The sequence below is a fragment of the Sorangium sp. So ce1036 genome (assembly GCF_051369805.1).
Lineage (GTDB): Bacteria > Myxococcota_A > Polyangia > Polyangiales > Polyangiaceae > Sorangium > Sorangium cellulosum_F.
In genome coordinates, this window is record NZ_JBBMOX010000001.1 from 6342926 (window position 1) to 6367447 (window position 24522).

Below are 24522 nucleotides of genomic sequence, written 5' to 3' on the forward strand. Positions count from 1 at the left end.
GCCCATGAGCGGTGGTCCCGAGTACAACCAGGTCGAGCTCCCCTTCATCGACCAGCTCATCTCCCTCGGCTGGCAGTACATCAGCGGCAGCGTCGATCACCCCACCGTCACGGGCCGCCCCTCCTTCCGCGACATCCTCCTCGAGCACGACCTCCGCAACGCCCTCCGCCGCATCAACCTCAGGAACAACAAGCCCTGGCTCGACGACGCCCGCATCGCCCAGGCCATCGGCGCCCTCACCCGCATCGCCGCCCCCCGCCTGATCGAGGCCAACCAGGCAGCCACCGCCCTCCTCCTCGAAGGCCTCCCCGTCGACGGCTTGCCCGACTGGGACGGCGGCCGCCAGCAGACGATCCACTACATCGACTGGCACGAGCCGAAGAACAACACCTTCACCGTCATCAACCAATTCCGCGTCGATTGCCCCCGCGGCCAGGCCGTCCCGTACATCATCCCCGACCTCGTCCTCTTCATCAACGGCATCCCCGTCGTCGTCGTCGAGTGCAAGAGCCCCACCGCCCCGGAGGCCATCCCCGCGGCCGTCGACCATCTCCGGCGCTACCAGAACGAGCGCAGGGCCGCCGGTCAGGTGCAGGAGAACGAGGGCAACGAGCGGCTCTTCTTCACCAACCAGATCCTCGTCGCGACCTGCTTCGACGACGCCCGCGCCGGCACCCTCTGCGCCGACCTGGAGCACTACCTCGCCTGGAAGGACACCGCGCCCATCCCGCTCGCCGACGTGGCCAGGGCCCTCCACACGGCCGACCCCGCGAAGCTCTCGCTCCAGCAGAAGCTCATCGCCGGCATGCTCCGCCCGGACCACCTGCTCGACATCCTCCGGCACTTCACGCTGTACCAGGAGGTGTCGGGCCGGACCGTGAAGGTCGTCTGCCGTTACCAGCAGTTCCGCGCGGTGCACGGCGCCATCCACCGGTTGCTCCACGGCAAGACCCGCAAGCAGGACGGCGAACACGACCAGCGCGGCGGGATCATCTGGCACACCCAGGGCTCGGGGAAGAGCCTGACCATGGTCTTCCTCGTGCGGAAGCTGCGCTCGCTCCCGGCGCTCCGCCGCTTCAAGGTCGTGGTCATCACCGACCGGAAGGACCTGCAGCGCCAGCTCGCCGGGACGGCCGCGCTCACCGGCGAGACGGTGAAGGTAGCCCGCAAGGTCGCCGACCTGAAGAAGCTCCTCGGCAAGAAGGGGCCGGGGATCGTGTTCGCGATGATCCAGAAGTACGCGGGCCGCGACGACGACAACCCCGCCGCCCAGGCCGCGGCCGCGGAGGAGTTCGAGGAGCTGAACGCGGACGAGTCGATCCTGGTGCTCGTGGACGAGGCGCACCGCTCGCACACGAGCACGATGCACGCGAACCTGCAGAAGGCGCTGCCGAATGCCGCGCGCATCGGCTTCACCGGGACGCCCATCCTGATGGGCGCGAAGAAGCGCACCCACGAGATCTTCGGGCCGTTCATCGACCGCTACCGGCTGCGGGAGTCCGAGGCCGACGGCGCGACCGTGCCGATCCTCTACGAGGGCCGCACGGCGTCGGGCGCGGTCAGCGACGGGCGCGACCTCGACCAGCTCTTCGAGGACATGTTCGTCGAGCGGACGCCCGAGGAGCTGGAGGCGATCAGGCGAAAGTACGCGACCAAGGGGAACGTGCTCGAGGCCGAGAAGATGATCGAGGCCAAGGCGCGGGACATGCTGCGGCATTACGTGGAGCACATCCTGCCCAGCGGGCTGAAGGCGCAGATCGCGGCCTACAGCCGGCTCGCGGCCGTGCGCTACGCGAAGGCGCTCCCCGCGGCCCGCGACGAGCTGGTGAAGGAGGCCAGGGCGCTCGACCCCGCGCTCCGCGACCTCGACGCGGAGGCGCTCGCGACCAGGCCGCGGAAGCTCCGCGCCGCCGTGCGGGCCTACCAGAACCTGGCCGACCTCGAGCGGCTGGAGTTCGCGGCGGTGATCTCCGGCGTCCACAACGAGGACCCGATGTTCCGGGAGTGGACCGACGAGGGGAAGATCGAGGCGCGCATCGCCCGCTTCGTGAAGCCGCTCGTCCACGAGGACCCGGAGAAGGCCGATCCGCTGGCGTTCCTGGTCGTGAAGTCGATGCTCCTCACGGGCTTCGACGCGCCCATCGAGGGCGTGATGTACCTCGACCGCCCCATCCGCGAGGCCGAGCTGCTCCAGGCCATCGCGCGGGTGAACCGCACCGGGCACGGGAAGCAGGCCGGGATCATCGTCGACTACTACGGGGTGGCCCAGCACCTGGCCGACGCGCTCGCGACCTACAGCGCCGAGGACGTGGAGGGCGCGCTCCGCAACCTCCGCGACGAGATCCCGAAGCTGCGCGACCGCCACCAGCGGCTGCTCGATTTCTTCAAGGGCCACGGCGTCGCCGACATCTCCGACACCGAGGCCTGCGTGCAGCTCCTGACGAACGAGCGGCTGCGGGCCGAGTTCACGGTGAAGCTGAAGCAGTTCCTCGACACGCTCGACCTGGTGCTGCCGCGCCCCGAGGGGCTGCCCTACCTGAAGGACGCGAAGCAGCTCGGCCTGATCTACACGGAGGCGCGCAAGCTGCTCCGCGGCGAGCTGCCCGAGCTCGCGAAGTCGACCGGCGCGAAGGTGCGGCGGCTGATCGACGACCACGTGATCTCGCTCGGCGTGGATCCGAAGATCGCGCCGATCGCCATCACCGACGCGGGCTTCGCCGCCCACGTGGGGAAGCACGTGTCGCCGCGGGCCAAGGCGTCGGAGATGGAGCACGCGCTGCGGCACCACATCCGGCAGAACCGGGACGCCGATCCGGTCCACTACCAGCGGCTGTCGGAGCGGCTGGAGGAGATCCTGAAGGCGCACGGGGAGGACTGGGAGCAGCTCGCGCTGGCGCTCAGGAGCCTCGCCGAGGAAGCCGAGAGGGGGCGGCAGAAGGACGACACCGGCCTCGACCCGCAGACCGAGGCGCCGTTCTTCGCGGTGCTGAAGGAGGAGCGGGCCAAGGACCGCCCCGTGCCCCCGGCCGACGCGCGCTGGCTGGCGGGGCTCGCGGCGCAGCTCGTGGCCCACATCCGCGCGGAGATCCGCGTGGTCGACTTCTGGAAGAACACGCACGCGCGGGAGGTGCTCCGCGGGGCGGTGTTCACCTTCCTCGACGATCACGAGATCGTGCCGTTCGAGCACGCGGACGCGGTCGCCGACCGGATCCTGGAGCTGGCCAAGGCGAATCACGCGAGGCTGGTCAAGGCGTGACGGCGCTCGTGGTGGGCGACCTCGAGCTGGAGCTGCGGCGCAGCGAGCGGCGCCGGTCGCCGGAAGTCACCGTGGAGCGCGACGGGCGTCTGACGCTCGCGGCCCCCGCGGCCGCGTCGCCGGAGGCGCTGACCCGCTTCGTGCAAGCCAGGCGATTCCGGATCTACCAGCAGCTCGCCGCCCGCGAAGCGCTGCCCCCGGCGCCGCCGCCGCGGCAATTCGTGGATGGGGCGGGGTTCCCCTACCTGGGACGGTCGTACCGGCTGCTGCTCGTGCCGGACCAGGACGTGCCCGTCAAGCTCCTCGACGGCCGCTTTCGGATGCGCCGCGCCGACGCGGAGCGCAGGGGGGTGGGAGGAGCGGCGGAGACGGCGGAGGCGCACATGATCCGGTGGTACAGCGCGCACGCGCGGCCGTGGTTGGCGGCGCGGGTGGAGCGGTACGCCGGCAGGATCAGGGTGACGCCGGGCGGGCTCACCGTGCGGGATCTCGGGTATCGGTGGGGGTCGTGCGGGAAGGGCGGGCGGCTGTATTTCCACTGGAAGACGATCCTGCTGCCGCCACGGCTGATCGAGTACGTGGTCGTTCACGAGCTGGTGCACCTGCGCGAGCCGCACCACGGCGCGATGTTCTGGCAGCGTGTCGAGCGGGTCCTCCCGGACTGGGCGGAGCGCCGGGGAGCGCTGCGCGACGCGGGGCGGATGATCTGGTGAGCCCAGGCGCTCACGCCTCCGACGCTGCCCGCAGGCTCGACGTCTAGAGTGCCGAACCTATTGAAAACAATCTCTAATTCCAGGTCCTGGTCTCGAACCTGCGTGACCGCATCGAGATAGGGGCGAATTGGCTGCTCGATGACATCGTCCAGGTGGCGGTCCACCCACTGCTGCAGCGACGAGACCTGCCGCTCCAGGATCTGAATCGCTGCCGCCTTCTGTTTCGGGTTGCTCCAGTCGAGGTCGAGCCCAGCCTTGATGCTGGGCGCCAGAAGCAGCGGGATGCCCGCCTTGCGGCAGACTTGGGGCCAATGCAGGCGCGAGTCGCCCCTTCCGCCTCCGCGGCCGGCCGCGCGTTCGCGCATCAGCGCGCCGGAGTCACGGCTCAGTGAGTTTGATCTCTGGGAACCCGAGCCACTCCTCATTGAACCACGAGAGCCGGCCATCTTCCGCATAGTGGGCGAGCATGACCGGAATCAAGAAGAGCGCGCTGTACAGCGCCTGGAACGCATCGATGCCGGTTCCGTGGGTTTTATGGTTGTGCCCCGCTCCAGCGACCTCCACGTCAGCGACCCAGCTCCGCAATGCTGGACTGTACTCGGGTGCCCACACTCGAACTCGGATGCCCTCTTGCGTCCCACTCGCAAGTGTCAGCTCAAGGGTACGTTCCGCGATCACGTCCGGCATGCCCCACCAGCTAGCGCGCTCTTCAGCGATGTCAAGCGTCCTAGCTCCTCGCCGCCAGCAACCACGGTTGGATGGGTGGCGGCAGGTCGTTCACGTGACTCGCCACTTCACTACTCAAAGGAAATGGCCGCCGAAGAGCCCCACGGCGCGACACGCGTCCGAACGCTGCGACGAACCCAACCGCCACCCAGGCGTGCCATTCGACCTCCTCCGCGGGCTCTGCGGCCTCGGCTGGAAGCAACGACTTCCACCGTGCGAGCAACGTCGGTCCGCCGGCGACGCCGCTCGATCGATCAAGTGCGCCGGCCGTGCGCGCTCAACGTTGGCCTACAAACGGCAACAGTTGTAGGCCCATGGAAGCACTCACACACAAGCTGTTCGCCGGGATGTTTTTCGCGTTTGCTGGTTTCTCGTGCACCGTAGAGGAGGATAGCAGCGAGACAGACACGACCATAGATTTCGAGACGGTCGCGTCCCCGTCGGAGACGGCCACGCACACGGATAATTATGAATTACCTGGGGAACCACGCACCGATGCCAAGCTGATCTGCCTGCTCTTGAAGAACGCAAGCCAGCGGGCGAAGGAAGCCTTCTGTCGATCTCCGTGGAGACTGGACAGATTCCACAAGGAAGCGTGCTGGGCAACCGCAAACAGCGGCTCCGCACAAAAGTGGGAGATTTACTGCTTGGCCACGGTGTTTCCGGGGTAGATTCTAACCCCATGAAGAAGCGCATCGGAGAACCGATCGCCGTCCGCCGCTACGGGGTTGTTGATGATCCCGGCAACCCGCGGGAATTCGGTGAAGTTCACCGGTGAAATCCGCAGTCGATGCCGGTGAAGATCGTGTCGGCTGCCGGTGAAGTTCACCGGTGAAATCCACGTCCGATGCCGGTGAGGTATCCCGGGAAAGAGGCGGCTCAGCGCTTCTTGGCGCGGCGCTGCTTGGTGCGGAGGGCGCTCAGCTCCTTGGCTTCCTTGAGCCGGTAGCTCTCGGCCTCGATCTCGATCACCTCGGCGCGGTGCACGAGCCGGTCGACGAGCGTGACGACGCACGCGGCGTGCGGGAAGACCTGGCCCCAGTCGGCGAAGGCCTTGTTCGTGCTGAGCAGGATCGGCCTCCGCGCCTCGTAGCGACGGGTGACGACCTCGAAGAGCAGGTCGGCGTAGCGGCTATCGTAGGAGAGGTAGCCAACCTCATCGATGCAGAGGAGCGCGGGGACCGTGTAGCGGCGCAGCCTTCGCGCGAGCGCGGCGGAGGATTCCTGCGCGGCGAGGTCGGCGAGCATGTCGCTCGCGGTCGAGAAGCGGACCGTGTGGCCCCGGACGACAGCCTGGTGAGCGACGTTCTTGAGGATCATGGTCTTGCCGACGCCGTTGGGGCCGACGAGCACGGCGTTGTGGCCGGTGGCGACGAAACCGGGGGTGAACAGGTCGTCGACGGCCTCGCGGTCGATCTTCTTGGGCCAGGACCAGTCGAAGTCGCTCATGGGCTTGAAGGTGGCGACGCGGGAGTTCTTGAGGCGGCGTTCGAGGCTGCGCTTGTGGCGCTCGCGCTCCTCGATGGCGAGCACCTCGTGAAGCCAGGGCTTGTCGGCGAGCTCATCCAAGCAGGCGAGCAGGCCGAAGAGACCGAGTCTCTTGAGACGGGACTTGGTCTCGGTGGGCGTCAAGTCGGTCATGGCGTCGAGTCCTTCTTCAGGGCGTCGTAGGTGGCGAGTGAATGCGGCGTGACGACGACGTTGGCGTGCTGGCCGCGCGTGACGGGGATCGAGACCGGAGGCGGCAGACGGCGCTCGGAGCGGCGGCGGTCGATCACCTGGCGGACGGCTCCGACGTGGATCGTGTCGCGCTCGAGCACCTCGACGAGGGCCTCTTCGAGCTCGGCGGCGCCGACGGCGTCGAGCATCTGCAGAAGCCGAGCGATCGCGCTGCCGACGTTGCCGCCGCGCTCGGCGACGATGCGCAGGAAGGCCTGGCTGCTGCGGGCGGCACGGGCGAGGCGATCGAGGCCGCGGTGCTCGCGGGCGCGGCGCTTTTCGTCGACGAGGCGCTGGATGTGCTCGGGCTGCTCGATCTGCTGGCCACGGTCCCACGAGCGGGCGTGGGTCGCGACGATCTCGTTGCCGTCGACGATGCGCACCTGATCGAGGTCGGCGAAGACGACCAGCGTGCGGCGCGTGCGGTCGTGGGGGACGGAGTAGTCGTTGAGATCGAAGCGCGCGTAGGGGGTCTTTCCGATCTCGACCTCGACGCGCTCGTGGGCCGGGAACGGCGTGTCGGGGTGTTGCAAGAGCACGCTGCGCTCGTCGTCGAAGGCCTGGCGTACGGTGCGGCTGCGGTCCTCGACCCAGGAGCGATCGAGCGCCGCGGAGCTTGTCCACTCGGCCGCTTGCCGGTTGAGATCGTCGAGGTCGGCGTAGGCCCGGGCCTCGAAGAACGCCTCACGGACATAGCGGATGGCGCGCTCGACGCGGCCCTTCTCGTTACCGCGGGCGACGGCGACGGGGCGCGGCTCGAAGCGGTAATGCGCCGAGAGATCCAGCAGCATGGGGTGGAACCGGATCGCGTCGCCGTGGCGCTCCACGACGGCACTCTTGAGGTTGTCGTAGAGCAGCACGCGTGGAACACCGTCGAACTCGGCGAACGCCTCGACGTGCCCGCGCACGAAGAAGGGCATCGCCGCGCCCGGGAAGAAGCGCAGGAAGATCCGCCGCGAGTAACTGAGCACCATGACGAAGGCCCAGAGCGGTCGCCGAGCCCGGCCGATAGCCAGCTTGCCGAAGTGCGCCCAGTCGACCTGCGCTTGCTCGCCGGGCAGCGTGCGGAGCCGCTGGAATGCCTCGGCCGGCTTCTTGGGGCGGAGGCGGCAGATCACCCGGCGCAGATGATCCGGACCGCCCGGATAACCGCGCTCCTTGAGCATGACGAAGAGGCGACTCGAGCGCAGCGAGGGATACTTGCCGAGCTGCTCGACGATGAACGGCACGAACGGGTCGACCATGGACGGGCGCGGCGCGACGACCTTCGGGTCGACGCCCGCTTGCCCGAGCACGCGCTGCACGGTGGTGTGGTGCAGCCCGAGCTGGCCGGCGATGGTGCCAACGGGCCACTTCTCGCCGTGGTAGAGGCGCAGGATCTCGGCCTCCTTCTCCTTGGCGATCACCGCCACCTCCCGTCACCGCGGTGGCCCTCGTGGGACGCGGGGAGCGCGTCGGTGGAGAGCTGGCCGAGCGCGCCGCTCGCGCATGGCCCAGTGTGGAAGCCGCGCTCCGCAGAGCGAGCAGCGGCCGACATCTCGGATCCGATCGTCATCGTTGTCCTTTCGGCCGGGGGTGATCTCCGGCGCGACCTGGGACATCGACGCGGCCGCGGCTTCCGTCACCCTGTGATGCGTCACTTTCTGCGCCGAGAACTTGTCCCGCTGCCGCTCGCGGTACCGGGCCTGGCGAGCGGCATGGAGGCGGCGAGCGCGAAGCCGGGTCCGATAGGCGGCGCCGGCGCGGCGGAGCGACTCACGACGCCGGAGCGGGCGGCAGTCGAGGCAGAGGCGCTGGCCGCGATCGCAGCGACGGCAGAGGCGAAGCTGGACGCGGCAGCAGGCGCAGAGGGCGAGGCGGTAGGTGGACGAAGGCAACGAGCTCCATGCCGCCGATTTCTGGACCTGGAGCCCGGCTTGTGATGAGGGTGGGGGACTCCGACAAGGCGGAGCTCCAGAAGGCCCGAGGGTGGCAGCCCTCGGGCCTTCGACTTTTCGGCGGGCCCAACGTCTACGCTGCGGAGGCGAGCGGGGCCCAGATCGGCGCAGGTGGTGCGGGCGGTGAACGGTGAACGCTGGCGATCACGCGGCCGCGGTCTTCACCGATCGGACGCGGGACGCGATGATCACCGACAGGGGTACAAGGTGAGAGCGATCGCGAGATCGTGCTCATCATCGGCAAGCCGATACCTCCAGGGACTCCCGAGGGGGACTGGTGCTGCCCCGTGCTCATCGCTGGACTCGGCGAGGAGATTTTCAACTTTGTGGAAGGAGTGGATGCACTGCAAACGCTCCAGCTCGCTCAGACCTTCGCCCGGAGTGAGCTAGAAGCTTCTAAACGGCCGATCACCTGGGGAGATGGCGAGCCGGGCCATCTCGGCCTGTATCGCCCAATCCTCGCCGATTACGGCCTGTGATTCCAGCGCCTTATAGAATATGGATACGACCTTGCGATTGAAGCGGTGGGGCACGTCGCTGTTCAACTCCAACGCAGAGATCCAAGAGTGCGGGAGACCATTGAACGAGCACGTACTCAGCGAGGCTGAGCCATCTGGAGGGAGGGAGGGAGTAAATCCTTCGATGGCGCGTCCGTCGTCAAGCTGGCCTGCAGCCGTCCCGATGAGCACGAGGTCCCGTTCGAGCAGGTCTGGACTCTGGAGCGGCTGACGAAGGCGCTGAAGCTCTCCTCGCGGAGCGGGCGCTCACGGGCGAGCCACCGCCCCCCCAGCGCGCTACGGCCGCTCCAGCGCGTCCAGGATCGGATTCAGGTACTCCGGGTGCCGCGCCACGACGCCCGAGTACCCCTTCCCGCCCGTGCGCGTGCGCTTGACGTCGCCGAACGCGCCGCGCCCGATCGCGTCCCAGAGGGTGTCCCGCGCGACCTCGCGCAGGAGCGCGTGCGCCTTGTCGAGGACGTCGCGCGCGCGCGTCTCGACGATGCCGCCCGGCTTCCACTGGATCTCGTCGCCGAGGTGCCGCGCGGCCGTGAAGATGTAGCGGGCGCTCTTCAACGACAGGTACCGATCCATGAGGAGCGGTGTGTGGATCGCCTCGCTGAACATCCCGAGCAGCTCGATCGACTGGCCGGTCGTGATCCCGACCAGGTTGAACATCGCGTCGTGGACGTGGCTGTGGAAGATGTCCCCCGTCTTGAACTTCGTGGGCGGCATCCACTTGATGGGGTGCCGATCGAAGATCTGCCGGACGAGCTGCGCCTGGGCGAGCTCGAAGAGGAGGCTGTCCTCGAGCCAGGGGTCGATCTCGAAGGCGTGGCCGAGGCCCATCTGCTCCTCGCGGAGGCCCGCGCGCAGGGCGAACGCCTCGTTGATGAACTGCGACGCGAGGACCGTGTGGGCCTTCTCCACCGCGTCCGCGGTCGTGAGGTAGTTGTCCTCTCCCGTGTTGATGACGATCCCGCTCCTCGCGATGATCCGGCGGGAGAAATACTGGTCGATGAACGTCCGCTGCATGTTGATGTCGCGGAACAGGATCCCGTACATCGCGTCGTTGAGCAGCATGTCGAGCCGCTCCACGGCCCCCATCCAGGCGATCTCGCTCATGCACAGGCCGGACGAGTAGTTCGTCTGCGCGAGGTAGGTGCCGGTGTCGCGGGTCGCCTCGTCGGCGGCGCGGCGGATGATCCTGAAGTTCTCCTGCGTCGCGTACGTGCCGCCGTAGCCCTCGGTGGTCGGCCCCTCGGGGACGTAGTCGAGCAGCGACTGGGCGGTCGCGCGGATCACGGCGACGATGTCGGCGCCGGCGAAGCCGGCGGCCTTGGCCTGGACGGCGTCGTCGTAGATGTTGCCGGTCGCGACGATCACGTACTTGAGCGGCGCGGCGCCGACCCGGTGCGCCGCCTTGAAGGCGTCGCGCTGGTCGCGGGCCCGGTCGATCCGGTCGATCGCCTCGCGGGTGGCGGCCTCCAGCGCCCCGCGCGCCTCGCCCGTCGACGGGCCGGCGCCGAGGTCGGCAGCCTCGCTGAACGCCAGCATCTCCGCGGCCTCCTGCACCGAGCCGGCGCCCTCGCAGAGCGCCCGACCGAGGTGGTACGCGACGCCGCGGCCGATCTGCCCCGCCCGGTGGATGCGGTCGACCAGCGCGTTCGCGAGCGGCGTCCCCTCGGCGTCGGCGCCGACCACGCCGTAGGCGCGGGCCACGGTGCGCTCGACGCCGACCGTGGTGTGGCGGTCGATGAAGCGCTGCACCTCGTCGGCGATGTCGGCGGCGAACGCGCGGCACGCGTCCACCTTTTCCTGCTCCACGGGGACGGTGGTCATGAATTTCTCCGGGGCAGGCGGTCTTAGCGCACTCTCCCCGCGGCCGGTACTCCGCCGCGGGCTCCGGGGCGTAGCGGCCGGCCGCCCCGGGGCGTAGCGGCCGGCCGCCCGGGGCTCGGCGCCGGGTGGTGCGGCCCTTCGGGGGCTCACCGAAGGGGCTGCCAGGCGTGCCCGGGGTGGACCGCCCGGGGGGGATGCGCGGCGCGGCGCGCGGCGCTAGAGGGGGAGCATGGGCAAGCTGATCCTGCTGTTCCTGACGGTCCCGATCGTCGAGCTCTGGCTGCTCCTCGCGATCGGCAAGCAGATCGGCTTCTGGCCGACCGTGGCGATGGCGCTCGGGACGGCGATCCTCGGCGCGGCGCTCGCGAAGCGCGAGGGGCTCCGGGTGCTCGCCTCCTGGCAGGGCGCGATGGCCGAAGGCCGTGTCCCGGACGAGGGGCTCACCGGAGGGCTGCTCGTGCTCCTCGGCGCGGCGCTGCTCGTCACGCCGGGGGTGCTGACCGACGTGGCGGGGCTCGTGCTGCTGATCCCGCCCGCGCGCCGCAAGATCGCCGCCGCCGTGCGCGAGCGGTTCGAGCGGCGCATCGCCGCGGCGAGCGCCTCCGGCCTCGGCGGCGAGGGCCCGGGCGGCTCGTTCTTCAGCGTGAACGTCGTCCACTTCGGCGGCGGGCCGTTGGGCGGCGGGCCGTTCGGCGAGCGCGCCTCGTGGCGCCCCCGCGCCGGCGCGACGCAGCCCGGGCGGGTGGAGGTCATCGACGTCGAGGCGGAGGTGACCGAGGGCGACGAGCGCGACGTGCCGGTGCAGCGACGACTGCCCGGCTGACGGGCGACGACGTCGATCGCCCGAAGGGCGCGGTCGGGTGGTGAGCCCCCAGAGGGCCGCACCATCCGCGGTCGAGGGCAGCCGCCCGGGCATCAACGACGCTCACCCACTCGCACGCTCGCACGCTCGCACGCTCGCACACGACGCCTGAGATCGCCGTCAGGCGCCTGTCCGAAACGCGAGAGCAACAGTGCGATTTGCACTTTCACGCTCGAGCAGCACGAATGAAACGACAAAGAAACAATGCCCATTGTACGCTCTCTCGCGTCGTCGGAGCGATCCGACAGAACCGGAGAAGCGAGATGAAGATCTGAATCTCTGAGCATCACGACGCGACAACGCACAACACGCAGACGCAACACCCTATGCTAGAACCAGCTCGATACCCGATCCCATCGATACAACGGAACGGCCCTGGCGCGGCGTCAGGCCCTGAGCAGCGCCGGCGCGCTGGCCTTTGCGCGCGGCGGGCGGCGAGGACGCAGCCGCCCCACCTCACGCCTCGCTGGAGGGCACCCCGATGACGCTGGTCAAGGCCCTCGCCGGCTGGCTGCGCGGGATCGCCGATCCCGGGGAGCCGCTCGGCAGCTCGCTCATCAACGCGATTTCGCGGCTCCCGATCCACCTCGCGGCAGACGCCGTGTGCCTCCGGAGGAACACGGACTCCGGCGCCCTCGAGGTGCTCCTGACCCAGCGCGGAGGGTCGGAGTCGGACGCGGGGGAGTGGTGCTGCCCCGGCGGCGTCCTCTCGCCGGGCGAGCAGCCCGAGCGCGTCCTCGATCGGCTCGGGGTGACGATGTCCGACTTCACGTTCCTCGGCGACCATTTCTCGGCCGCCGCGCGAGGCTGGATGCTCTCCCGGGTCCATCAGGCGAAGCTCGCCGAGGTCCCGGCCACAGGCGCCTGGTGGCCGGTCGAAGAGCTGCCGAGCAACACGGTCCCCAAGCACCGGGAGCAGGTCATCCCGACGGCGGTCAAGGCGTTCCACGCCCAGCGCGCGAAGCGCTCGCGCCAGGCGAGCGCGCCGGCCCTCTGATCGGCGCGCCGCGGGGCCCCGCCGCGGCGCGTGCGGGCCCCGCGCCCCGGCCGCCGCGCCGCCCCCGGCCGTCGCGCCCCCGGCGAGCACGGCGCGCGACGCTCACCAGCGCTCACCGACCTACCAGCATGTGGATCCCGCGCGCATGAAGGGCGAAGGCGTGGGCCCCCTGGCAACCGTCGCGCCCGCCGTGCAGCCGTCGCGCCCGCCGTGCAGCCGCCGCCCCTCCGCGCAGCCGCCCGCCCCTGCCGCGTGCAGCCGGCCGCTATCGATCGCCCGCGGGTTGGGCTACGCTGCCCGGCACGGCTGTGGAGCACCGCGGCGGCGCTCTCCGCGGGTGATTCCGCAGGGACATGGAATCCATGACGGTCGACAAGACAGCTCTCATCGTGGGCGGAACAGGCCTCGTCGGCGGCCACTGCTTGCGCCTCCTCGTGCAGCAGCCCGCGTACACGCGGGTGGTCGCCCTGCTGCGTCGCCCCGCGCCGATCGAGGATCAGCGGCTCTCCCAGCGCATCGTCGACTTCGACAACCTGGACGGCGCGGAGTTCGCCGGCGCGACCGACGTGTTCTGTGCGCTCGGGACCACGATCGCCAAGGCCGGCTCCGAGGAGGCCTTTCACCACATCGACTATGGGTATCCGATCACCATCGCCAGGCTCGCGGAGAAGGCGGGGGTGAAGCAGTTCGTCCTCGTCTCCTCCGTGGGCGCCGATCCGCGCTCGACCAGCTTCTATCTCCGCGTGAAGGGCGAGCTCGAGCAGGAGCTCTCCGCCGCGAGCTTCGCGTCGGTCCATGTCCTGCGCCCGAGCCTCCTGCTCGGGGAGCGGGGCGAGGTCAGGAAGGGCGAGGCCATCGGCGTCGCCGCGGCGCAGACGCTCCGGTTCACGATGAAGGGCGGCCTGCGCAGGTACCGCCCGATCGACGCGAGGACCGTCGCCGGCGCGATGGTCGCGGCCGCGCTCAAGGGCACCCCCGGCCGCCACGTGTACCACTTCGACGACATGGAAGCGCTCGCCAAGGGCATCGGCGTCCTCCAGGCCTGAGCCGGCCCCGCGCGCTCGGGGGATGCGGCCCTTCGGGGGCTCACCTCCGGGGCTTGCGTTCCGGCGAGCCCCGTTTGTGGCTCGCCTGCACTTCAGCCCCTCCGGTGAGCCCCCGAAGGGCCGCACCCCCCGAGCGCGCCGCCATGGCGCCGCCAGCGACGCCGCGACGCAAGCGCGCGGAAATGCTAGGGCTCGCCGCGGGCACGCCGCTCGCTCGACGCCGCGGCCATGGTCTTCGCGGAGCCCCCCTTGTCCATCGTGACCGAGCGCCTCGCCCCCTCCCTGCCGCGCCCCCCGGAGAGCCTCCCCCCGTCGCCGGAGCGCCTCCCCCCGTCGATCGACGCCGTGCTCGCCGAGCGCTTCGGGATCGCCGCGTTCCGGCCGTGGCAGCGCGAGGCGATCGACGCCCTGCTCGGGGGCGCGGGCCGCGTCCTCGTCGTCGCGCCGACCGGCGGCGGCAAGTCGCTCTGCTACCAGCTCCCGGCCGTCGCCCTGCCCGGAACGACCCTGGTCCTGAGCCCGCTCATCTCGCTGATGGAAGACCAGGTGCGGGCGCTCGAGGCGCGGGGCATCCCCGCCACCTTCGTCGCCTCCAGCCTCCCGCGCGAGGAGAACGCCCGCCGCCTCGCCGCGCTCCGCCGCGGCGCGTACAAGCTCGTCTACGCCGCGCCCGAGCGCCTCGCGTTCGACGGCTTCCTCGACGCGCTCGCCGCGAGCCAGCTCGCCCTCGCCGCCGTCGACGAGGCGCACTGCATCGTCCAGTGGGGGCACGACTTCCGGCCCGACTACCTGCGCATCGGCGACGCGCTCGCGCGGCTCCGGCCGCCCAGGGTCCTCGCCTGCACCGCGACGGCGACCCCCGACGCCCGCGACGAGATCATCCGCCGCCTCGGCTGGCCGCTGCCGTCGCACGACGGCGACGGCGACCGCGCGGGCGACGGCGGGCCCGAGGGGCCCCCGCCCACGGTGATCCTGCGCGGCTTCGCGCGGCCCAACCTCCACCTGCAGGTCAGCGCCGTGGATGGACCGCGCGAGGCCGGGCGCCGCACGGCGCGGGCGCTCGCGGAGGCGCTCGGCGATCCCGGGCGGCCCCGCGGCGCGGGCATCGTCTACGCCGCGACCCGCAAGGGGGCGGAGCGCCTCGCCGAGGCGCTCCGGGACGAGGGCTGGAACGCGGAGGCGTACCACGCCGGCCTCGCCCCCGAGTCGCGCGCCCGCCTCTCGGCCGGCTTCGCCGACCGCAGCCTCTCCGTGGTCGTGGCGACGAACGCCTTCGGCATGGGCATCGATCGGCCCGACGTCCGCCTCGTCGTGCACGCCCAGCCGCCGTCGTCGATCGAGGCCTATTACCAGGAGGTCGGCCGCGCGGGCCGCGACGGCGCCCCGGCCCGCGGCCTCCTGCTCTTCGCGCCCGCGGACATCGCGCTGCGCCGCCGGCTGTGCCAGCTCGGCGAGGGCGGCGCCGAGGCGAGCGCCGAGGACGCGGCGCGCGCGTGGCGGCTCTTCCGCGAGCTGCTCCGCTACATCGACGCCGCGACGTGCCGGCACGACTTCATCCTCCGCTACTTCGGCGACGAGGCCGAGTCGCTCGGCGGCTGCGGCCACTGCGACGTCTGCCTCGAGGTCGACGCCCTCGAGGCGAGCGACCCGGCCGCGCTCGCCCGCGACAACGACCTCGTGCGCCGCGCGCTCGCCGGCGTCGCCCGGGTGAAGGGCGGCGCCGGGATGCAGGCCGTGGCGTCGATGCTCATCGGCGAGTCGAACGAGCGCGTCCGCCGCATGGGCCTCGACCGGCTCTCCACCTTCGGCGTCCTCGAGCGGAAGAGCCACGCGGAGGCGATGTCGATCCTGCGCGTGCTGCTCGCCAACGCCTGGATCGACCTGACGACCGGCGAGTTCCCCGTCCCCCTCATCACGCCGGCGGGCTGGCGTGTGATGCGCGGCGAGGTGCCGTCCCGGGTGCGGCTGCCGCCCCCCATCACGCGCCGGAAGCCGCCGCGGCGCGCGGCGCCGGGCGCCTCGCCCGCCGCGCGCGCGCACGATGCGCGGCCGCGATCCGCCGCGGAGCCGTCCCCCGCCCCCCGGGGCCGCGAGGACGCGGCGCGCTCCGGGCCGGACGCCGCTCCCGTCGCCCGCGCGCGCGCGCAGGCCGCGCCCGGCGCCGCGCCCGACGCCCCGCTCGAGGAGCGGGACATCCCGCTGTTCGAGGCGCTCCGCGCCCATCGCGCGGCGCTCGCCAAGGAGAAGTCGCTCCCCGCCTACGTCATCGCGCACGACCGGACGCTCCGCGAGATCGCCCTGATCCGGCCCGTATCGCTCGAGGACCTCGCGCTCGCGCGCGGCATGGGGCAGGCGAAGATCTCGAGCTACGGGGAGGGCATCCTCCGCGTCGTCCGCGAGTTCTCCGGCCGCTAGCCGGGATCGATCGAGCCGCCAGGAGCGCCTGGGCGGCAAGGACCGTCCGGCGTCTCCCGGCGCCCGCGGGCGCCTCCGCGGCGCGCGCTCAGGCGTGGCCCGCGACGCGGAGCTCCGCGATGAGCTGCCCGTCCAGGCTCACGAACGTCGTGAGCCGGCCCTCGACGTTGATGAACACGTCGAGCATCACGCCGGCGCCGAGCTCGACGACATGAAGATCCTCCTTGAGGGCCGCCGCGGGGGCTGCGCCCGCCCTCCGCCTCGGCCCGGGACCCCTCTCCATCGCCTTCTTCGATCGCATGGCCCCTCCACCCTCGGCCCCCTCCGCGCCGCCCCTCCGCGCCGTGCTCTCCCACAGCCGCCTCCACGCGACGCACGGCCGGCCGGGCCGAGCCCAGGGCGCCCTTGTTTCCCGCCGACACGACAAGCGCATTCCGTGCCGCGCTCGCACGGCTGAAGTGATCCTTCCTTTCACGCAGCCCTCCCTGTCACGCAGCCCGCCCGATCAGGTGATCGCACAAGCCCAGGACGAAAGCGACATCGCGGCGTTCACGGCGATGCGCCCCGACGAGAGCACCTTGCCGAGCGCCGGCTGGGCCGCGAGCAGCGCCTCGACCCGCAGCAGCGCCGGCAGGTAGACGACCTCCCGCGCCAGGCCGCCCCCCCGGTGCACGCGCGCCGCGATCCGCAGGGCGTCCCCCGGAGCCCGCGCGCCGCGCGCCTCGAGCAGCCGCGCCGTCTCGACGAAGCCGGCGCCCCGCTCGACGCTCCGCGCGGCCAGGTGGCGCAGCCCGAGCTCCCGCCGGCGGGCGCCGACCAGGTACCCCGCCGCGCGCTCGCGCGCGAGCGCCCAGCCCTCCTGGTCGTCGCCCCCGTGCGCCGTCCCGATCGCGAAGATCCCGAGCGGCAGCGCCGCGGCGCGCACGCTGGGCGCCGCGTGCCCCTCGATCTCGTGGAGCACGGTGCGCTCCACGTCCTCGCGCGTGATCATCCGCCCCTTCGCGACCTGGATCACGCCGTCGCCCGTCGCGGCGAGCGGCGCGATCTCGGTGACCACCACCCGGAGCGGCAGGCGCTGCGCCCCGATCTCGCGCCGCATCCGCGACACGAGCGAGGAGGGCGAGCGCTCGTCGTCGCTCCGCACGCGCTCGCCGTCGCCGGCGGGCTCGTCCGCCGGCGCGTCGACCCAGGCCGCGGCCAGCGCGTCCGCCTGCGCGTCGAACGCGTCGCGCGCGACGTAGCGGCGGCGCGCCGCGGCCCAGCACCCCGGCCCGCCCGCGGCCTCGCAGATCGCGGCCTCCGCGGCGATCTCGCGGGCGCGGCCGGCGTAGACCGCGCCGAGCTCCCCCTGCCGCTCGAGCCGCTCGGCGGCCGTCTCCATGGCCCGCCTGAGCTCGCCGTGGTCCTGCGCGGGCGCGTAGGTGAACCGCGGGGGCTCCGCGGAGCGCCGCCCCCACGCGTCGGCGAGCCGCGCGAGCTCCTCGCCGAGGTTCACGGGCGTGTTCGCGCCGACGACGCGGACCCGCCGCGCGGCGGCGCCGAGCAGCCGATCCGCGTCCGGCACCCACGCCGGCGCCGCGGGCGCCGCCGCACTACCCCGAGATCGCCGCGCCACGCCGCTCGCCTCCCTCCCCCGCCTTACCACGAACGCAGCGCGGCGCCCCCGCCCGCCTCAGAGCAGGTTCGCCGCGAGCTCCGCGAGCTCGCTGCGCTCGCCCTTGGCGAGCACCACGTGCCCGGCGATGCGCTCCCGCTTGAACCGCTCCGCCACCACGAGCAGGCCGTTCGAGGCGTGGTCCACGTACGGGTGGTCGATCTGCTGCGGGTCGCCGGTCAGCACGATCTTCGTCCCCTCGCCGCACCGCGTGATGATCGTCTTCACCTCGTGCGGGGTGAGGTTCTGGGCCTCGTCCACGATGAGGTACTGGTGGGGCAGGCTGCGCCCGCGGATGTACGTCAGCGGCTCGACCTGGATCTGGCCGCTCTCCAGGAGCTCCACGAAGCCGCGCGCGTCGCGCCCCGGCTTCGTGCCGCCGTTCGAGAACAGGAACTCGAGGTTGTCGAAGATCGGCTGCATCCACGGGTTCAGCTTCTCGTCGACGTCGCCCGGGAGGAAGCCCAGATCGCGCCCGAGCGGCATGATCGGGCGGCTCACGAGCAGGCGGCTGTAGGCGTTGTCCTCCGTGATGCGCTTGAGCCCCGCGGCGAGCGCCAGGAGCGTCTTGCCCGTCCCCGCCTTGCCCACCAGCGTGATCAGCCGCACCGAGTCGTCGAGCAGGAGGTCGAGCGCGAAGGCCTGCTCCTTGTTGCGCGGCCGGACGCCCATGACCCCCTCCCGCCCGACGCGGAGCGCGACGATCTGCCCGCGCGCGGCGTCGTAGCGGCCGAGCGCCGTGTGGGTCGGCGCCGCCGCATCGCGGAGGAGCACTGCCGCGTTCGGCAATAAATCCGCGAGGTTGTCGCTGGCCAGGGTGCCGCTCTGGAAGAACGCGTCGATCTCGGCGCCGGGCACCTCGAGCTCCACCACCGACTGCTCGATCTCCGGGTCGTGCACGCGCGTGTGCTCGTACGTCTCCGCCGGTACCCGGAGCGCGTCGGCGCGGATCCGCAGGTTCGTGTCCATCGTCACGAAGATGGTCGGCCGGTCCTTGTGCCGGTCGCGGATGTCGATCGCCGTCTGCAGGATGGCGCTGTCCTGCGACCCCGACTCCAGCCCCACGAGCAGCTCCGGCCGCCGCTCCGGGATCGCGATCCGCAGGCTGCCGCCGTTCTCGAGGGGCACGCCGGTCGCGAGCGTCCCGGCGCCGCGCACCTCGTCGAGCAGCCGGGCGATGGTCCTCGCGTTGCGCCCGCGCTCGGAGCCCTCCCGCTTGAACTGGTCGATCTCCTCGATCGCGTAGATCGGGATGATGACGTCGTTGTCCTCGAACTTGAAGATCGCGTGGGGATCGTGGAGCAGGACGTTCGCGTCGAGAACGTAATTCTTTCTCATGGGGGGGCGCGACGACGTACCGCCCTGCGGCGACGGGCGCAAGAGAGCACCGACGAGGGCGACGAACTGGCGGCGGCGTCCCTCAGGTGCATCGTCCAGGTCGGCCGCCGCGACGCTCCGCGCGCCCACGTCATCGCCCCCACTCGAGGACCGATCTGGGGCAGCGCAGCGCGCGGCAGCGACAGAGACCGGTCTTGCCCCGCGCGGACGCGGCCCCTCGCCTCTCCTCAACGCCTCGGAGGTCGTCGTCGACGGGCAACGAGCGCGCGACCGGCATCGTCGCTGGGCGTCAATCGTACCCTTCACAGGGGCAGTCGGTGAACCAGTACCTCAGCCGATCCACCGCGCCCCCGGTCACGTGGACCGTGACCGTCCCGAGGTCAGCGCAGGCGGTCGCATAGCTGTAGTCTTTGCTGGCACCCCACCCTCCGACGTACCAGGTGTCGACGAGGTAGCCGGTCCCTGGAGAGAACAGCGAATCCATGGGCTCGTTGGGACTGGACGGCTGGATGCTCGTGAGATTGGCTCCAGTGGCCGTCAGCCGGAGGGCGCTGGAGCATCTGCTCGTTGGGTTGGAGACATAATACACCCTCGTGAGCAGCTGCTCGACTCCGGCGACCTCCTCCGATGGATCTCCGCTGTCGTCTGCGGCGAGCGCGCAGCCCGACAGGTGAGCTGCCAGAAACAGCAACGATCCCAATTTCCGTCTCATCACACAAACCTCCATTCATGGTCACGTACCCGATGGGCGTCCAACCGTTCACCAGCTGCTGACGCCGCCGGACGACGACACGTTCAGCGTCATCGAGCTGAGCTGGTCACGGACGATGGGCAGCCCGGCGAATATCCAAGCTCCGGCGCAGATCTCGACACGCCTGGTCGTGGTGTCGGCATAATACTCGGTCAACCCACCACCGTTGAGCTTGGCCAACAGGAACGTGGCGGCGTTGTTCGTCGTCAGGTAGAGCTCGGACCAGTGATGGAACGAGATGTCCCGGTACTTCGCGATGAGGTCCTCGTCCGAGCCGCAGGCGCCGATCGCGCTGGTAGCAACGTATGGATATTTTCCTGTCGGCCAGTCGGACCAGCTGACCGGCAGCTTCAGGCCCTGCCAGTACGCTTGCGCAGTCATCGGCGGATCGAGATCGAGATCGAGCTCGTCGACCATCGCGACGAGCCGCCGCTTCTCTTCCACGCTCATGGCCTGCTCCAGCTCATAAAGCTCCGCGACGCTCTCGGCGTCCCCCACCTCGGCCAGCTCGATCACCGAGCGAAGCTCCGCGTGCGTGAAGCCGTCGGTCGGGTCGAGCGCCGAGCTGGCCGGCGCGGCAGAGCACCCGAGCGCGACGATGGCGCTCATCAAGAATCCAAATATCCATGGATGCATGACATTGTCCTTTCGAGCCCTTACGGGGGCGCTCCCCAGTAGCGGCCGCAGGACGTCCGTGGGCGTCGATGCGGCGCAGCCTCAGAGGCGCGCGATCTCGATCGAGGCTCTGAGGGGATGGTGGGACGACGCGCCCCATGTGACAGAAAAATCTGCAGCGTCGCGTGCCATTCAGACAGGACGTAATTTACCCCTTCACACCTCGCGCGCAGCCCGCCGCGCGCTCTCTCGCAGCAGTGACGATGTCTGATGGAACGTGTATATTCGCACCGTGAGACAGGCGCAGTCGTCTTCGAGGACAGCGGGCACATCGCGTGCACGGGCCGATGTCGTGGCTGCTGGGAGCGATCCCGAACGGGCGATACGTCTCCACCACGAGCTGGGAGATTTCAAGGAAGCCGTAGGCGTCGCGATCCTCGCCTTCGGGCGCGAGATGTTCGCCTTTTTCCACGGCATCCTGGGCGAGCAGGACGCGGCCGACGCGAGCTCGGAGCTCTGGGAAGCGGTCCTGGCCGGCGTCGCGCGTTTTCGGTGGTCTTCCAGCTTCCGGACGTGGATCTACGCCATCGCGCGAAGGACGTGCAATCGCTTCTTCGAAGCTCGCCGCCGCCAGCGACGTCAGCAGCCGCTGTCGCAGTCACCCGAGCTGCAAGCGCTGGAGGCCCGGGTGCGAACAGAGACGCTCCCCTACCTGCGATCCAAGGTGCGAGACGAGGTGGCCCGCATTCGTGATGGTCTGGACCCCGAAGCCAGGATGCTGCTCGCACTTCGCGTCGACCGGGGCCTCCCGTGGCACGAGGTGGCGAGCATCATGCTCGACTCTCCCAGGCCCGACAGGCAAGCAGCGGCGAGGCTCCGCCAGCGGTATCGCAGGATCAAAGAGGAGATCCTCCAGCAGGCGCGCCAGGCCGGCTTGCTGGGCGCTGATTGAGACGACAGGGCGGTGAGGATGCCGATGTACGATCCTTTTCTCGACACAGGACGATGTTCCTCGGGCGAGTCGAGGGACGACGCGGGCGAGCGCGGGGGCGCAGCGCTCGGCGCCGAGGAGGGCTCGCTCCAGTCCGCGGAGGACGGGCCGGCGGCGCTCGTCCTCGGCCGGATCGCGCGCGTCAGCGCCGGCGGCTCCCTGCCGCTCTCGGGCGAGCAGCAGGGCGGCGCGGATCCGTTGGTCGGCCGGCGGCTCGCGCAGTTCGAGGTCCTGGAGCGAATCGGCGCGGGCGGCATGGGGATCATCTACAAGGCGCAGCACTGCAAGCTACGCCGCCAGACCGTGGCGTTGAAGGTCATGAAGGAGAGACCCGGTTGCAGCGCCCACCGCGGCCAGCTGCTCGAACGCGAGGCGCAGAACGCCGATGCCGTCTCCCATCCGAACGTCGCCCGCATCTTCGATATCGCCGAGTGGGACGGCGTGACATTCGTGGTCATGGAGTACGTCGAGGGGAAGCCCCTGGGCCACTTCCTGCAGAGCAGCCGCGTCGATCTCCACGAGGTGGCCCGGTATGCCCTGCAGATCGCCGAGGGGCTGGCCGCCGCGCACGCCGCAGGCGTCATTCACCGAGATCTGAGCCCGAACAACGTCATGATCACGACGGACCGAAGCGCAAAGATCCTCGACTTCGGTCTATCGACGCTCCTGCCTGGCGCCAGGACCGTGGCGGACGCCGCGGCGCTCGCGAGCGCGCCGGCGAGCGTCGCCGCCGGCGCGGCGACCGTCGGGCGCGGCGGCACCCCGGGATACATGTCGCCGGAGCAGGAGGCCAACGAGCCCGTCGATGCCAGATCCGACGTCTACTCGTTCGGCATTCTCCTCCGGGAGATGACGGCGAGGTGCCCCCGTCGACACAGGGATCAACGTCGGCGCGCGGCGCTCGAGAGGGTGATCGAGCGCTGCACGCGGCGGGATCCGAGGAATAGGTTCGCCGATGGCTCGGCCCTCGCGGCGGCGCTCCGGCCGATCACGCGTGACCGCAACAGCGCACGCCGCGCCATGGCGCTCGGAGGCGCCGCTGCCCTGGTCGCCGGGGTCGTCGTCGCCTTCGCCGCGCGCGTCTCGGCCTCCGGGGACGACACCACCGCCGCCTACGTGCACGTCCCTGGGAAGAGCGGCCCCGGATGCGCCGCCGACGAGGCGGTCACGCTGAGGGCGGCGGCGTACATGCCGACGCCGTCTTCCCCGTCGCTGCGCTTCTTCGTCACGAGAGATGACGAGCGGCCATGGCTCGCGCCAGGCAAGCTCACGCTCTTCGTGGGCGACGGACCCACGTGCGCGCGCAAGCCGCACAACATCGTGAAGGCCACGGCGGACATCGTCCCAGGTAACACCGTGCAGACCATCAACATGAGCGTCAAGCCTTATGATGGCGAATGGACGGTGGGCGAGGAGAAGCGGTTCTGGATCGGCTCGAGCGAGGGCGCGTGGCTCGCCTTCAGGACGAGCGGCCCTGTGGTCGTACAGCGTGTCGCGCCGGACTGAAGGGACGACGCGCCCCGGTCCGTGCTCGTCCAGCGCCCGCGCGCCTCGCGCGCTCACCATGGGCAGGCGCTCGCCCGCGCCGCGGGGCCTCCCGGGCGAGCGCCGCCTCAGAGATCGATCCGGTAGTCCTTGATCTTGTACAGCAGCGCGCGGTGGCTGATCTCCAGCACCTCGGCCGCCTTGGTCCGGTTGCCCTTGGTCTTCTGGAGCGCGCGCCGGATGAGGATCTCCTCGATGACGCGCGACGTCTTCTTGATCGACAGCTCGCCGCTCGTGAGCTGCATCTGGATCGGGTCGCGCGCCTCGCGGATCCGCTCGGGCAGGTCGGCCTCGCCGATCCGCTCGCCCTCGCAGAGCACCATGGCGCGCTCGATGGTGTTCTCCAGCTCCCGCACGTTCCCGGGCCACCGGTACTCCAGGAGCAGCCGGCGCGCCTCGGGCTCGAAGCCGCGGATGTTCATCCCGAACCGCGCGTTGTTCCGCGCGAGGAAGTGGTCCATGAGGATCGGGATGTCCTCGCGCCGCTCCCGGAGCGGCGGGATGGCGATCGGGAGCACGTTGATCCGGTAGAACAGGTCCTCGCGGAACCTGCCGGCCTGCGTCTCGGCCGCGAGGTCCCTGTGGGTCGCCGCGAGGATGCGGACGTCGACCTTGACGTCCTTGCTGTCCCCCAGGCGGCGGATCGTCTCCTCCTGGAGCACGCGCAGGAGCTTCACCTGGAGAGGGAGCGGCAGCTCGCCGATCTCGTCGAGCAGCAGCGTGCCGTGGTTCGCCTGCTCGAACAGCCCTGCTCGGTCGTTCACCGCGTCGGTGAACGCGCCCCGCCGGTACCCGAACAGCTCGCTCTCCAGGAGGTTCTCCGGGATGGCGCCGCAGTTGACCGCCACGAACGGCCCGCCGCGCCGGCTCGACCTGCGGTGGATCGCGCGGGCCACGAGCTCCTTGCCGACGCCGCTCTCGCCCGTGATGAGCGCCGTGGTCTTGTAGTCGGCGATCTTCGCGATGGTCTTGAAGATCACCTGCATCGGCGGGCTCTTCGCGAGGATGTCCTCGAACAGGTTCTCCCGCCGGATCTCCTGCCGGAGGGCGCGGTTCTCGCGGCGGAGCGCCTCCCGCTCCTCGGCCTTGCGGAGCGTGAGCAGCACCTCCTCGGCCTTGAACGGCTTCTGGATGTAGTCGTAGGCGCCGGCCTTCATCGCCTCGATCGCCAGGTCGATGTTGCCGTAGGCGCTCATCACGATGACCGTGGCCTCGTTCCCCTTGGCCTTGAGCGTCGCGAGCAGGTCGAGCCCGCCCATCCGGGGCATCCGGACGTCCGTGAGGATCACGTCGGGCCCGAACGTCTCGACCATGGCGAGCGCCTCCTCGCCGCTCGAGACCGCCTCGACCTCGTACCCGTCCCGCTTGAGGATGGTACGCACCACGAGGCGCAGGTTTTCTTCATCGTCGACGACCAGGACACGGCGCATAGACCCTGAAAACTTTTCTACACCGGCGCGCACCACTCCGCAACGAGTTGCGCCCGGCGCCGATGCCGCGGCGCGCCCATCGGGCGCGTGGGTCGGCGCCCCGCGCCCCGCTGCGCGCGGAGGGTCGAGCGCGGGCGGCCTCGCCGCGCTGGCGGGCGAGCGCGACGGCGCTGCGCTACCCGGCGCGA

The 24522-nt window shown here is 70.7% G+C and carries 19 protein-coding genes and 1 pseudogene; 10 read left to right on the forward strand and 10 right to left on the reverse strand.

Annotated elements, in window-relative coordinates:
• Nucleotides 1-4 precede the first annotated feature (4 nt).
• A complete protein-coding gene (locus tag WMF31_RS23845) occupies nucleotides 5-3256 on the forward strand; it encodes a type I restriction endonuclease subunit R (RefSeq protein ID WP_129347314.1) in 3252 nt (1083 codons plus the stop codon).
• Nucleotides 3253-3969 (forward strand): M48 family metallopeptidase, encoded by a 717-nt coding sequence (locus WMF31_RS23850; RefSeq protein WP_129347313.1) that lies wholly within the window; start codon nucleotides 3253-3255, stop codon nucleotides 3967-3969. Before WMF31_RS23845 ends, WMF31_RS23850 begins: the two co-directional genes overlap by 4 nt.
• Nucleotides 3970-4347: 378 nt before the next feature.
• On the opposite strand, the gene WMF31_RS23855 is transcribed toward WMF31_RS23850, so the two are convergent.
• The 3 genes from WMF31_RS23855 to istA all read right to left on the reverse strand — a co-directional run bounded on the left by WMF31_RS23855 (nucleotide 4348) and on the right by istA (nucleotide 7820).
• The gene (locus WMF31_RS23855; protein WP_129347312.1) at nucleotides 4348-4656 is read right to left on the reverse strand and encodes a DUF6968 family protein; all 309 of its coding nucleotides are present in this window, start codon (nucleotides 4654-4656) and stop codon (nucleotides 4348-4350) included.
• 918 nt (nucleotides 4657-5574) lie between these two features.
• Nucleotides 5575-6336 (reverse strand): ATP-binding protein, encoded by a 762-nt coding sequence (locus WMF31_RS23860; RefSeq protein ID WP_436602188.1) that lies wholly within the window; start codon nucleotides 6334-6336, stop codon nucleotides 5575-5577.
• Entirely contained in the window at nucleotides 6333-7820 is a 1488-nt protein-coding gene (gene istA / locus WMF31_RS23865; RefSeq protein ID WP_436602187.1) for an IS21 family transposase, read from the reverse strand. Before istA ends, WMF31_RS23860 begins: the two co-directional genes overlap by 4 nt.
• A 225-nt stretch (nucleotides 7821-8045) precedes the next feature.
• Between istA and WMF31_RS23870 the strand changes: the two genes are divergently transcribed.
• Both WMF31_RS23870 and WMF31_RS23875 read left to right on the forward strand, forming a co-directional pair.
• Nucleotides 8046-8336, forward strand: a complete 291-nt coding sequence (locus WMF31_RS23870; protein ID WP_436601510.1) for a hypothetical protein — start codon at nucleotides 8046-8048, stop codon at nucleotides 8334-8336.
• 233 nt (nucleotides 8337-8569) lie between these two features.
• Nucleotides 8570-8830 (forward strand): annotated as a pseudogene (locus WMF31_RS23875) (DUF6968 family protein); the annotation flags it as partial.
• A 315-nt stretch (nucleotides 8831-9145) separates the two neighbouring features.
• Here the strand turns inward: WMF31_RS23875 and WMF31_RS23880 are convergent.
• Nucleotides 9146-10690, reverse strand: coding sequence for a lysine 5,6-aminomutase subunit alpha (locus tag WMF31_RS23880; protein WP_436604147.1), 1545 nt, complete (start codon nucleotides 10688-10690; stop codon nucleotides 9146-9148).
• Between the two features lie 229 nt (nucleotides 10691-10919).
• Here WMF31_RS23880 and WMF31_RS23885 point away from each other — a divergent pair, with 229 nt between their 5' ends.
• From WMF31_RS23885 to WMF31_RS23900, 4 genes are all read left to right on the forward strand, one after another.
• On the forward strand, nucleotides 10920-11513 hold the full coding sequence (locus WMF31_RS23885; RefSeq protein ID WP_436604148.1) for an FxsA family protein: 594 nt from the start codon (nucleotides 10920-10922) through the stop codon (nucleotides 11511-11513).
• Between the two features lie 520 nt (nucleotides 11514-12033).
• Complete coding sequence (locus WMF31_RS23890; RefSeq protein WP_436604149.1) at nucleotides 12034-12549, forward strand: NUDIX domain-containing protein; 516 nt, start codon at nucleotides 12034-12036, stop codon at nucleotides 12547-12549.
• Between the two features lie 362 nt (nucleotides 12550-12911).
• Entirely contained in the window at nucleotides 12912-13595 is a 684-nt protein-coding gene (locus tag WMF31_RS23895) for an oxidoreductase (protein WP_436604150.1), read from the forward strand.
• A 258-nt stretch (nucleotides 13596-13853) separates the two neighbouring features.
• Nucleotides 13854-16010: a RecQ family ATP-dependent DNA helicase gene (locus tag WMF31_RS23900; RefSeq protein ID WP_436606590.1), complete on the forward strand. Its 2157-nt coding sequence runs from the start codon at nucleotides 13854-13856 to the stop codon at nucleotides 16008-16010.
• A gap of 88 nt (nucleotides 16011-16098) precedes the next feature.
• On the opposite strand, the gene WMF31_RS23905 is transcribed toward WMF31_RS23900, so the two are convergent.
• From WMF31_RS23905 to WMF31_RS23925, 5 genes are all read right to left on the reverse strand, one after another.
• Complete coding sequence (locus WMF31_RS23905; protein WP_436604151.1) at nucleotides 16099-16311, reverse strand: hypothetical protein; 213 nt, start codon at nucleotides 16309-16311, stop codon at nucleotides 16099-16101.
• Nucleotides 16312-16515: 204 nt separating this feature from the next.
• Nucleotides 16516-17625: a tyrosine/phenylalanine carboxypeptidase domain-containing protein gene (locus tag WMF31_RS23910; RefSeq protein WP_436604152.1), complete on the reverse strand. Its 1110-nt coding sequence runs from the start codon at nucleotides 17623-17625 to the stop codon at nucleotides 16516-16518.
• A gap of 57 nt (nucleotides 17626-17682) precedes the next feature.
• Nucleotides 17683-19002, reverse strand: coding sequence for a PhoH family protein (locus WMF31_RS23915; RefSeq protein WP_129347299.1), 1320 nt, complete (start codon nucleotides 19000-19002; stop codon nucleotides 17683-17685).
• Between the two features lie 289 nt (nucleotides 19003-19291).
• The gene (locus WMF31_RS23920) at nucleotides 19292-19714 is read right to left on the reverse strand and encodes a hypothetical protein (protein ID WP_436604153.1); all 423 of its coding nucleotides are present in this window, start codon (nucleotides 19712-19714) and stop codon (nucleotides 19292-19294) included.
• 48 nt (nucleotides 19715-19762) lie between these two features.
• Nucleotides 19763-20362, reverse strand: coding sequence for a hypothetical protein (locus WMF31_RS23925; RefSeq protein ID WP_129347297.1), 600 nt, complete (start codon nucleotides 20360-20362; stop codon nucleotides 19763-19765).
• A 358-nt stretch (nucleotides 20363-20720) separates the two neighbouring features.
• Between WMF31_RS23925 and WMF31_RS23930 the strand changes: the two genes are divergently transcribed.
• Together WMF31_RS23930 and WMF31_RS23935 are read left to right on the forward strand one after the other, a co-directional pair.
• Nucleotides 20721-21320 carry an RNA polymerase sigma factor gene (locus WMF31_RS23930; RefSeq protein ID WP_436604154.1) on the forward strand — a complete coding sequence of 200 codons (600 nt, stop codon included), beginning with the start codon at nucleotides 20721-20723 and terminating at the stop codon, nucleotides 21318-21320.
• 24 nt (nucleotides 21321-21344) lie between these two features.
• Nucleotides 21345-22865, forward strand: coding sequence for a serine/threonine-protein kinase (locus WMF31_RS23935; protein WP_436604155.1), 1521 nt, complete (start codon nucleotides 21345-21347; stop codon nucleotides 22863-22865).
• A 107-nt stretch (nucleotides 22866-22972) separates the two neighbouring features.
• Here the strand turns inward: WMF31_RS23935 and WMF31_RS23940 are convergent, their stop codons facing one another.
• Nucleotides 22973-24334 carry a sigma-54-dependent transcriptional regulator gene (locus WMF31_RS23940; RefSeq protein WP_436604156.1) on the reverse strand — a complete coding sequence of 454 codons (1362 nt, stop codon included), beginning with the start codon at nucleotides 24332-24334 and terminating at the stop codon, nucleotides 22973-22975.
• Nucleotides 24335-24522 lie beyond the last annotated feature (188 nt).

Coding starts and splice junctions, on each gene's coding strand:
- WMF31_RS23905 (WP_436604151.1), bottom strand. CDS start 16,311: ATGCGATCGAAGAAGGCGATGGAGAGGGGTCCCGGGCCGAGGCGGAGG.
- WMF31_RS23890 (WP_436604149.1), top strand. CDS start 12,034: ATGACGCTGGTCAAGGCCCTCGCCGGCTGGCTGCGCGGGATCGCCGAT.
- WMF31_RS23880 (WP_436604147.1), bottom strand. CDS start 10,690: ATGACCACCGTCCCCGTGGAGCAGGAAAAGGTGGACGCGTGCCGCGCG.
- WMF31_RS23855 (WP_129347312.1), bottom strand. CDS start 4,656: ATGCCGGACGTGATCGCGGAACGTACCCTTGAGCTGACACTTGCGAGT.
- WMF31_RS23845 (WP_129347314.1), top strand. CDS start 5: ATGAGCGGTGGTCCCGAGTACAACCAGGTCGAGCTCCCCTTCATCGAC.
- WMF31_RS23885 (WP_436604148.1), top strand. CDS start 10,920: ATGGGCAAGCTGATCCTGCTGTTCCTGACGGTCCCGATCGTCGAGCTC.
- WMF31_RS23925 (WP_129347297.1), bottom strand. CDS start 20,362: ATGAGCGCCATCGTCGCGCTCGGGTGCTCTGCCGCGCCGGCCAGCTCG.
- WMF31_RS23935 (WP_436604155.1), top strand. CDS start 21,345: ATGTACGATCCTTTTCTCGACACAGGACGATGTTCCTCGGGCGAGTCG.
- WMF31_RS23895 (WP_436604150.1), top strand. CDS start 12,912: ATGACGGTCGACAAGACAGCTCTCATCGTGGGCGGAACAGGCCTCGTC.
- WMF31_RS23920 (WP_436604153.1), bottom strand. CDS start 19,714: ATGAGACGGAAATTGGGATCGTTGCTGTTTCTGGCAGCTCACCTGTCG.
- WMF31_RS23870 (WP_436601510.1), top strand. CDS start 8,046: ATGCGTCACTTTCTGCGCCGAGAACTTGTCCCGCTGCCGCTCGCGGTA.
- WMF31_RS23915 (WP_129347299.1), bottom strand. CDS start 19,002: ATGAGAAAGAATTACGTTCTCGACGCGAACGTCCTGCTCCACGATCCC.
- WMF31_RS23940 (WP_436604156.1), bottom strand. CDS start 24,334: ATGCGCCGTGTCCTGGTCGTCGACGATGAAGAAAACCTGCGCCTCGTG.
- WMF31_RS23860 (WP_436602188.1), bottom strand. CDS start 6,336: ATGACCGACTTGACGCCCACCGAGACCAAGTCCCGTCTCAAGAGACTC.